At 68.5% G+C, this 9,700-nt stretch carries 7 protein-coding genes; 2 read left to right on the forward strand and 5 right to left on the reverse strand.

Annotated features, from left to right (window positions below; translation table 11 throughout):
- Positions 1-1,242, reverse strand: a 1,242-nt coding sequence (locus NBZ85_RS21810) for an efflux RND transporter periplasmic adaptor subunit (RefSeq protein WP_261562507.1), incomplete at its 3' end; no start/stop codon positions are given.
- A 1,139-nt stretch (positions 1,243-2,381) separates the two neighbouring features.
- Here NBZ85_RS21810 and NBZ85_RS21815 point away from each other — a divergent pair.
- Complete coding sequence (locus NBZ85_RS21815) at positions 2,382-4,196, forward strand: glycoside hydrolase family 26 protein (RefSeq protein WP_261562508.1); 1,815 nt, start codon at positions 2,382-2,384, stop codon at positions 4,194-4,196.
- Between the two features lie 245 nt (positions 4,197-4,441).
- Complete coding sequence (locus NBZ85_RS21820) at positions 4,442-5,680, forward strand: PP2C family protein-serine/threonine phosphatase (RefSeq protein ID WP_261559297.1); 1,239 nt, start codon at positions 4,442-4,444, stop codon at positions 5,678-5,680.
- 23 nt (positions 5,681-5,703) lie between these two features.
- Here NBZ85_RS21820 and NBZ85_RS21825 read toward each other — a convergent pair whose 3' ends face one another.
- The 4 genes from NBZ85_RS21825 to NBZ85_RS21840 form a co-directional block, all read right to left on the reverse strand.
- On the reverse strand, positions 5,704-6,564 hold the full coding sequence (locus tag NBZ85_RS21825) for a 2OG-Fe(II)-dependent halogenase WelO5 family protein (RefSeq protein WP_261562509.1): 861 nt from the start codon (positions 6,562-6,564) through the stop codon (positions 5,704-5,706).
- A gap of 84 nt (positions 6,565-6,648) precedes the next feature.
- On the reverse strand, positions 6,649-7,578 hold the full coding sequence (locus NBZ85_RS21830) for a phosphotransferase (protein WP_261559295.1): 930 nt from the start codon (positions 7,576-7,578) through the stop codon (positions 6,649-6,651).
- Between the two features lie 217 nt (positions 7,579-7,795).
- The gene (locus tag NBZ85_RS21835; RefSeq protein WP_261562510.1) at positions 7,796-8,563 is read right to left on the reverse strand and encodes a maleylpyruvate isomerase N-terminal domain-containing protein; all 768 of its coding nucleotides are present in this window, start codon (positions 8,561-8,563) and stop codon (positions 7,796-7,798) included.
- Positions 8,564-8,757: 194 nt separating this feature from the next.
- On the reverse strand, positions 8,758-9,700 hold a 943-nt coding region (locus NBZ85_RS21840), incomplete at its 5' end, for an Ig-like domain-containing protein (RefSeq protein ID WP_261562511.1).

Genomic DNA, 9,700 nt, shown 5'->3' on the forward strand with positions numbered 1-9,700 from the left:
GCCCGTCCGGGCGCGGGTTGTCGAGCCGTTGGCGACCGCCACGACGACCTGGTCACCGGCCACGAGACCGGAGGTGATCTGGGTCTGCGCCCCCGAGGTGACGCCGGTGGTGACGGTCGTGGAAACCTGATGGCCACCGCGCATCTGGTGGACGACGGTCCGCGCCCCCGAGGTGTGCAACGCCTGGCTGGGGACGGTGAGGACGTCGGAGAGCTGCCGCACGATGATCGAGATGTTCGCGCCGGCACCGGGGTGCAACCCACTTGGGCTGCCCGTGACGTTGATCGTCACCGGGTAGCTGGCAACGCCGGAGGTGCTGGTGGCGATGAGGCCGATCGTGCCCACGGTGCCGTAGATCGTCGCTGAGCCACCGGTCCCCGACAGGCCCGCGCCCGCACCCGCTCCGCCCGAGGCACCCGCTCCGCCCGAGGCACCCGCCCGGGCGGCGACGTTCGTCGAGCCGGAGGATCCGGTCGGGGTGATGACGGCCTGGTCGCCGGCCTTGAGCTGGCCGATCGTCGTGTCGTCGACCATCGCGTTGACCAGGTAGGAGTCCGTGCCGACCACGACGATCTGGGCGCCGGACGCCGAGGACGACGAGGACGTCAGCGAGGACGACGCCCCCGACCTGGACCCGCCGCCGTTCTCACTCAGGCCACCAGAACCCGAGCCGCCACCAGAACCCGAGCCGCCACCAGAGCCGCCCGAGCCCGAGCCGCCGGCTGAGCTGGCGGATCCGCTGCTCGACCCGCCGGCGAGCTGTTGACCGACGGTGAGGTTGACCGCGGCGACCGTCCCGACGATCGGTGACGTCATCGCGCTTGCGGCGAGGTTGCGCTGCGCGGTGGCCGCCGCGTCCTGCGCCGAGGTCAGCGTGGCCTCGTCGGCTGTCAGTTGCGTTCCTGTCACCCCCGACGTCTGGTCGGAGGTGACCTTCGCCTGGTCGTTCACGACCGTCGCCTGAGCCTGGGCAGCGGCAGTGGCGAGTGCCGCGGAGTCGATGGCGGCGAGGGTCTGCCCGGCCTGGACCTTGTCGCCGACAGCGACCTTGACCGCGGTGACCTCGCCGGACACGGCGAAGGAGAGGTTGGCCTGCTGCGTCGGTTCGACGGTGCCGGTCGCACTCACGGTCTGGCGGATCTGCCCGACGCCCGCCGCGACCAGCCTGGCCGAGACCGACGTGTCCGAATCGCCACTCAGGGCCCAACCGAGCAGCCCGCCACCGACGGCGACGACGACCACGACGGCAATCAGGACGACCCGCGTGCGGCCCCTGGGAACTCGTGTGCGGTGTCCGGCGGACGGCGGCCGGCGGGAAGCCCGACGGGTTTTGCGAAGCAACAATTCCGGCTGCTCGGCGATCTGCTGCGTCGCCGTTTCGTCTGCCGACAAGGACCGCCCCCTCCAGGATGACCCGCGATCCGGGGGAAGTCGCCGGAAGGCATGCAGAGGTCGAATTTCCGTTGTCTTGTTGGGCTACCAGCGGGTTGCGGCCGCGAGCTCCGCTGGGGCCGGTCCGTACTCTGACGGAAGATCTTAAAGGTTCGCTGGTGGGATCCTGTGGAAATTCTTAGCGAATCATTGGTTTTTGGGTCGTGGCTGCGCTGAACGGTGGAGCTGTGAATAACCTGTGAGTTTTGGCGCCGGTTGTGCAGATTCCTGGCTCGCGGCCTCCGGTCCGCTTCCCGAGCCCCGCCTCCCGCCTCCCGGCTGTGTCGGCCGTGTCGGCCGTGTCCGATCGGCCCACGATCGCGGCGTCCGCCGGTGGCACCCGGTGGCACCCGGTGGACCGGGAACTGGGCCGCTAGGCGGCCGGGCGGCTAGGGCCTGGCTGGTCGGCCAGAGAATCGGCCGAGCAGATGACCAATATCGCCGCCGTTCGGGTCGTTCCGTCGAGCGGTGGCGACGGCAGGCGGCGACGAATCTTTGGCTAACACCTTTCCAGGCCCCGGCGAACGCGCTTCCAAAGGCGAACCCCCACTTTTGGTTTCCCGCGAGCGGTTCTACCGGAACAGTTGGATAGTCCGCGTTGCCAGGTTTCATCCGAGGTGCAGTGTGGGGCGTCGAATCTCCGGGGGATAGGACGTGACCGGGGCTGATGAATCGTTGCCCTAACGTCTTTTCCTGCTATCGAAAGTTACTTTGATTGATACGTTTTAGTGACGCATGGTAGTGGTATCGGATGGGGTAAAGGAATGCAGGTCGAAGAAAAGGTGGACGAGGCGGTCCCCCCGCCGGGGGCGCGTCTCGGTCGCAGCGAAGGACGGGCCGGTCCGCGACGCAGCCGGCATGGGCGGCATCCCCGGCGGCGCGCGCTGTTCGCCCGGCTGTGTGGCCGGTCGACCTGTGCGGCACTGGGTCTCATCGTGGCCGTGGCAACCGTGGCGACCCTGGCGACACCGGCGAGTGCCGCCACCATAGCCATCGAGGACACAGCAATCGGCACCGGGAACAACCAGGTCTCCTACTCCGGAACCTGGACCCAGTGTGCCGGGTGTGTACCCAGCACACCCAACAACAGTTACCGGTACTCCACCAACTACGGTTCCATCGCCACGGTCCGGTTCACCGGCACCCAGATCAACGTCTTCGGCATCAAGGGGCCGACGGGCGGCCAGTCCGCTTTCAGTATCGACGGCGGCGTACCGGTGGCCGTGGACACTTTCGCCCTGCCGCTGGCCGTGAGCCTGATCTACAGCTCGGGAGCGCTGACACCGGGCGCCCACGTGCTGCAGATCACGAACCTGCACATGCGGAACGCGGCTTCCACCGGCTTCAACGTCGGCTTCGACCGCGCCGAGGTCGTCACCGATCCGGTGCCGCCGCTGCCGCCACCACCGGTGCAGACGGCGCTCACCGTCGAGGACACCACCATTGGCACCGGCAACAACCAGGTCTCGTACACCGCGGGCTGGATGCCGTGCACGGGTTGCGTGCTATCACCCAACAACAGCCTTTACTACACCAGCCGTGCCGGTGCCGTCGCCGCAGTCCGTTTCAATGGAACCCAGATCAACGTCTACGGGCTCAAGGGCCCGGCCAACGGGTTCGGGACATTCCGCGTCGATGGTGCCCAACCGGTGACCATTGACGCATACGCTCCCGCGTCTTTGGTCACCCTGCTGTACTCGTCGCCCATCCTGCCGGTGGGCGCGCACACCCTGACGTTCACGAACGAGGGCCGTCGAAACGTCATGTCCACAGGGAACAACATCGGCTTCGACCGCGCCGAGGTCACCACCGGGCTGAACCCGCCGTCGGCGCCACCGCTGTGGTCGGGCCTGCGCTCGGGCAAGGGATGGGAATCCGGCACCTACCCCGACCCGGCCATGAACCAGGTCAACCTCGAAGCATTCTGCACCTGGCGCGGCACCCCCTGCGACTTCACTCTGCTCTACGTGACGCGCAACAGCTGGACGAACGTCACCCAGCCGACAAGTCTGCTGCAGACCTTCGCCACCTGGCCGGGCCGGCTGATCATTGCCGTCCCGCCCTACCCGGAGAACATCGGCGCGAGCAACGCGACCTGCGCCACTGGCGCCTACGACTCCTACTGGCGGAACTTCGGCCGGATGCTGAACACCTACGGTCGCCAGGACTCCATCATCCGCATCGCATGGGAGGGAAACGGTGACTGGTACCAGTGGTCGGCCATCAACCCCACCGACTACATCAATTGCTGGCGGCACGTCGCGGACTCCATCAATGCCACAGCGGAGCCGGACCCTACCCTGTCCTGGGGCCTGAACGCCCACTACTCACAGAACCCACCGAGCCACAACGCGATGGACATGTACCCGGGTGACGCCTGGGTGGATTCCGTCGGTCTCGACGCCTATGATGCCTATCCACCCTCTCCGACCAGGGCGGCGTTCGACGCCCAGTCGAACGCGGTGGGCGGGCTGGACTACTGGTACAACTTCGCCCAGTCGCGCAACAAGCTTTTCGGAGTCGGTGAATGGGGGGTGGCCAGCGGCGATGGCAGCAGCGGCGGTGGCGACAGTGCGAACTACATCCAGTGGATGTACGACTGGTTCCAATCTCATTCCGGAAAGGGATTCGCCTACGAATTCTACTTCAACAACTGCGATCCGGGCAACGTCGGTTCCAATCTTTACCGCCCGCGTTCCAGTAGCTGTGTCTATCTGAATTCTAACGCCGGGGCGCGTTATAAACAGTTGTACTCGGCGAACTAGGCTCACGCGACACGATTACCACCGGGTCGGCCCGCAGTAGTAGGTCCGCGGGTCGACCCGGCCGGCGTCCATTCCAGCACGGGCCGTGAAGATGCCGAACGAGGAAGATGTCGCGGCGAGGTCACGTCACCTTTACCGGCAAAGCCGTTGCGGATTAGGGGAAGAGGGGTGCCGGCGTGACCGGCTGGCGCCGCCCAGGGAGGCTCACCCAGGCATGAACGGTTGGGCGGAGGAGAGGCGCGGCTATGGCGGCAGGCGAACAAAAATCTCGCAAGATCATCATTGATCGGTCGGAGGGGTTCGGCGAGCGGCTGCTGGGCGTGCTGCTGGACCGCGCGCACGAGATGCCACCGCAGCTGATCGCCCCACTGGTGGCGGAGGAGGTGCGTAGGATCGGTGGGCGGAACGTCTCGATTCTTCTACAGGACTACGAGCAGCTGGTGCTGACGCCGCTGCCGGGCCGTAATCTCACGGTCGGGGAGCCCGAGCCGATTGATGACTCGCCGGCCGGCACGGCCTTCCTCAGCGCGAAAGCCGTCGAACAGCCGCAGGCCGACGGCATCCGGATGTTCCTGCCGCTGCTGGACGGCAGCGATCAGGTGGGGGTGCTGGCCCTCACCCTCGACACCGTCGATGATGACGACCGACGGTTGCTGCGGCGACTCGCCGGCCTCGTCGCCGACATGCTGGTCACCAAGAGCAACTACACCGACCAGTTCTTCCAGGCCAGGCGCCGCGAGTCGATGAGCGTGGCCGCGGAGATCCAATGGTCCCTGCTGCCCCCGCTGACCATGCTCACCCCGCAGGTCGCGGTGGCCGGCATCCTCGAACCCGCCTACAACATCGCGGGCGACAGTTTCGACTACGCCCTCAACGACGACATCCTGCACGTCGCCATCATCGACGCGATGGGTCACAGCCTGGATGCCGCCGTCCTGGCGACGGTGGCGATCGGCGCCTACCGGCATGCCAGACGTGCCGATATCGGGCTCGCCGAGCTGTACATGTTCATGGACGATGCCATTCACCGGCAGTTCGGACCGGACCATTTCGTCACGGCGCAGATGATGCGGCTGGATATCGGCACAGGTCACCTGCAGTGGGTCAACGCGGGTCACCCGGCGGCGCTGCTGATCCGCGGTCGCCGGGTCATCCAGGCGTTGACGGGTCCGGGCACCCTGCCGGTCGGCTTCGGCGGTTACATACCGCAGGTCAGCGGGCAGTGGCTCCAGCGTGGTGACCGGGTGCTGTTCTTCACCGATGGTCTCGTCGAGGAGCATGAAGTCGGCGGGGAGCAGTTCGGCGAGGCACGTCTGATCAGAATTGTGGAGCGTGCCCAGGGAAACAGTGTGCGGGAGATGGTGCGAGATCTGTCCCACACGCTGATGCGGGAACGCCGCGGGGTCACGACCGACGACGCGACTCTTTTCCTGGTCGAGTGGAGCGGGGGCAGCGCCGACCACCTCGCCAGCCTGGATCTGTAGGACGGTCTGCGAAACTTGCGCCGTCAGCTCCAGGTGACCACGGTGTGGTCGTCGATGAAGCCCATCATGGCGGCGAGCGTGGTGCGGGTGCGGGTGCGGGTGTTGTCGGTGTTCGGTTCCACAGCGTGGACGTGGGCGCCGTTGAAGACGTAGATGTCGCCGGTGTTGACCTCGATGTACTTCGTTTCGTGGTCGACGAGAGATGCCGGAGGATAGGGCGAGCCGGTGACAGAAAGACCCAGCCGGCTCTTGCTCCCGGCGTCGGGCTGGATATTCCAGTAGGCCAGGCGTCCGCCCAGGTCGTTCTCGAGGCAGATGTTCAGCGCCACCACGGATCGTTGGAGTACGCCGCGGCGCTCGAAGTCGGCCATCTGGGGATCAGCGCACTGCGAGTAGTCGTCGTGCGGGTTCAACGCGAATTCGCCACCGCCGTGCCAGGAACGGAGCAGCGCCCGGCTGGCGACACGGCCGTCCTGCTCGGCCGGACGAACGATGGCGCCCTCCCTCGCCAGCGCGGTGGAGAGCCCCGCGTAGAAGACCTTCATCGGATCGCCCTCGACGTCGAGCAGGTCGTCGAGGATCGGGTTCACCTGTTCGGACTCGTCCAGGTACTGGGCGGTCGGCTTGTGCCAGGTGTAGGCACCGAGGTAGTAGCCGGGCGCCTCGGTGCCGCGGGTCAGCCGGTGCGGGCTGTCCCAGAACCGGGCGGCGATCTCCGCGCACACCTCGACCGGGACGGCGTCCCGGAACACCACGCCCGCGACGTGCCCGTGGAGCACGTCGAGAACCGGCTCCGGTGCGAAGTGGTCGTACTCGCGGAACACGAAGTAATCCTGGTCGCCGATCCACCCGGTGACGGGTGCGATGTCCGGATGGTCAATCACCTGGGGTTCTCTCTCGTTGGCGTGGGCGGAAGGACGACAAAATCTCCACCCGCGATCGTCGGCGCACAGGTGAGGAACTGCCGGCTACCGGAAGTGGCGCGCCACCGAGTCGACGAAACCGAACAGCTCGGTGTGCATGGTGCTTCTGGCGGGATCCGGAAATGTGATGTTGAACAGCCGGTAGCGGTGGTAGGCGAGGATCAACGCCGCCTCGGTGATTCTCGCCGGTAGTGCAGAAATGGATGGCTCGTCGAGAGTGCCGATCTCCTGGTAGCCAGCGAGAAGTGATTCCATGCGGGCCGGTGCCAGCAGACCCGCGCCGTCCTGGGCGAGCCCGACGATCGCTATGCCGAGGTCGAGAAGCGGGTCGTCCCTCGAGATTGTCTCCCAGTCCAGCGCGGACAGGGTACTGTCATGGTGCACGATGAGATTGTCGGCGAAGAAATCGCCGTGAATGACTGTCCGGGTGGGCCGGCGGCGGCCCACGGGGTCGCGCACGCGCGCCAGCCGATCGGTGAGCCAGGCCGCGAACTCCCGGTCGGGGAACCGGCCCAGCTCGGCCTCGTCCCGGGCGGAGAGGCGGCGGGTTCCAACGGGCAGGGTCAGCAGCGCGGGGGAGTTCACCGGTAGTCCGTGAATATTGGCAAGAAGCCTTCCGGCGGCCGGAAGGTGAAGGTGCGGCAGCGGGTCGAGCATCGCCCCGGAGATCCATCTTTTGAGGATCCCAGGGCGGCCATCCAGGGCGATGGAAAGCTGGCCGTCGAGGCTGGGAATTATTTCCGGTGCCGGGACTCCCAGGCGGAAAACGCCCTGCATGTGTGCGGCGAGTCTGGCCGCGCCCGGCGCGTCCTGGCTGTCCAGAATGGTGAGGACGAACTCGCCGCCCGCGCCGGCCAGGTGGAAACTGGAGTTCACCGCGCCGCCCGCGAGCGATATCAGCCGCGGCTCACGAAGGCCGTAGTGCCCCGCGATGACAGCTGGATCGATCTGGTCGACCGTCGTGTAGGTCGCCAACAGGGCCGCTCCTTTCCCCCTTCCACGGCGCCTAACCTCGGCCGTTGCCGATGGTTGCCGGTCGTGGATGGACGGCTTCTGTGCCGCCCATCCACTCTGCCACACGCAGACCACGCGAAGGTTCGCTATGTGGCAGAGCAGGTGAATGGCGACAGATGGCCGAACTCCGCACCCCGCGCGGGGCGCGGCTTCCACACAGGTCGGCCGGTGGCGGAGGTCAGAAGCCGGGGAACGCCGCGCGGAGCGTGTCGAGGTCGACGCCGTCGGCCTCGAGGGGCGGGGTGTGGGCGGGGTCGAGGCGGCCGTAGACCAGGCGGAGGAACGCCTCGGCCGGCAGCCGAAGCCGGGCGGGCCGTGCCTCGCCGTCCCAGGGGCCCAGGCTCACGGCGTCGCCGAGGTCGAGGGCGATCTCGCGGTCCGGGGCGGTGGTGGTGACGTGGATCCGGGCCGGGCTGGTGGGCTTCCCGGCGAAGCCGGCGATCATTGCGAGGCCGTCGATGAGCAGGTCGACGGCGGCCGCGTCCACGGTGGCGGCGGGGTCGAGCACGACCGCGACGTCCCAGGTGTGCACGGCGTGCTCGCTCAGCCGGAGCCGGACCACCCCGGCGGCGTCGAGGCTCATCGGCCCGAGCGCGACCCGCAGACCCGCGAGCTGGGCGTCGTCAAGGGCCTCGTAGGCCTCGACGAGGGCCAGGTCCGCGGGCAGCACGTCGGCGGCCTGCGCGTCCGGGGTCTTGGCGTTCCACGTGTCCCAGACGGCGACGAACTGCTCCTGGCCGGGGGCGTCCTGCCCGGCGACGGCGGCGTCGAGGACGAGCCGGCTGATCACGGCGCCGGAGCCCAGGTGGGACAGCACCTGCGCGATCGTCCACTCGTCGTCGTAGGAGGGCCCGCGCACCGCCTCGGCATCAAGCGGTTCGACGAGGGCACGCAGCCGCTCATGCGAGCGGCGAAGGCTGGCGATGGCGGTGCGGGCGTCGGTCAAGGGAGTGGCTCCTTCTGGGCTGAGGCTTCGGCGGCGGGCCCTGGAAATCGGCCGCGACGGCCGCCCGCCGACGCGGCATCATCCTCCCAGGTGGCGACGGGCAGTGCCGCCCCGCCCCGGCGCCGACGGCCGTCCGCCCGTCGCCTGCCGCGGGGAGTGGATCGCGGCAGGCGACGGGCGGTGGTGCCGTCAGGTCAGGCGCACTGACCGGATCGCGGCCCGATCACGGTGTTGCCCGTCTGCGCCAGGGTCGGCTGGTTGCCGGTGCAGCTCAGCGGGCCGGTGACGTGGTTGTCGCGGAACTCGGGCACCGCGTCGTCGGGCAGCGGGCCACTGCCGCTGTTGCCGACGATCCGCACCGGACCGGTGATCGTGTTCGTGGAGGCCTCGAGACCGCCGGTGTTCGCGTCCACGGTCAGCGGGCCGCGCAGCGTGTTGCCGGCGCAGGGCGTCACATCGGCGGCGTCGGCGCCGAGCAGGACGTAGCCGCCGGTGGCGTGGACCGTCACCGGGCCGGTGATCGTCGACTGGCAGGCGGTGAGGGCCAGCGCGCCCTCGGCGGTCACCGGGCCGGTGACCGTGGCGCCGGTCAGCGCGAGCGCCCCGCCGGAACGCACGGTCACCGGGCCGACCTGCCGACCGCCCGGGCCGACGCACAGCGACTGGCCGGCGGAGACCGTCAGGGGACCGGTGCGCGTCGTCGTGACGCACGGCTGGCTGAACCCGACGGTGACCTCGGTGGATCCGGCGGTGGTCCCCGGTGCGAAGGCCGGGTCGCCGCCGTAGCTGGCCGTGATCGCGTGCGTGCCGGGTTGGAGACCGCTGATGCTGACGCCGGCCTGGCCGCCGCTCAGCGGCGCCGTTGCCAGCGTCGTGGCCCCGTCCAGGAAGGTGACCGTCCCGCCGGGGGCGCCGGCGGCCGGGTCCGCTGCGGTGACGGACGCGGTGAGGGTGACGGTCTGGCCGAACAGCGGCGTGGTGGTGCCGGCGGCGAGCGCCACCGAGGCGCCGTACCGGAACGACACCGTCGCGCGGCCGTCGCCGTGGTTGACACCCGCGATGAGCGCGGCGTCGGTCACCGTGGGTGCCGCAAAGCCGCTGCCGCCGCCACCGCCCGCCCCGTAGAAGTTGCCCGGG

The organism is Frankia tisae (assembly GCF_025403405.1).
Lineage (GTDB): Bacteria > Actinomycetota > Actinomycetes > Frankiales > Frankiaceae > Frankia > Frankia tisai.

Coding starts and splice junctions, on each gene's coding strand:
- NBZ85_RS21820 (WP_261559297.1), top strand. CDS start 4,442: ATGGCGGCAGGCGAACAAAAATCTCGCAAGATCATCATTGATCGGTCG.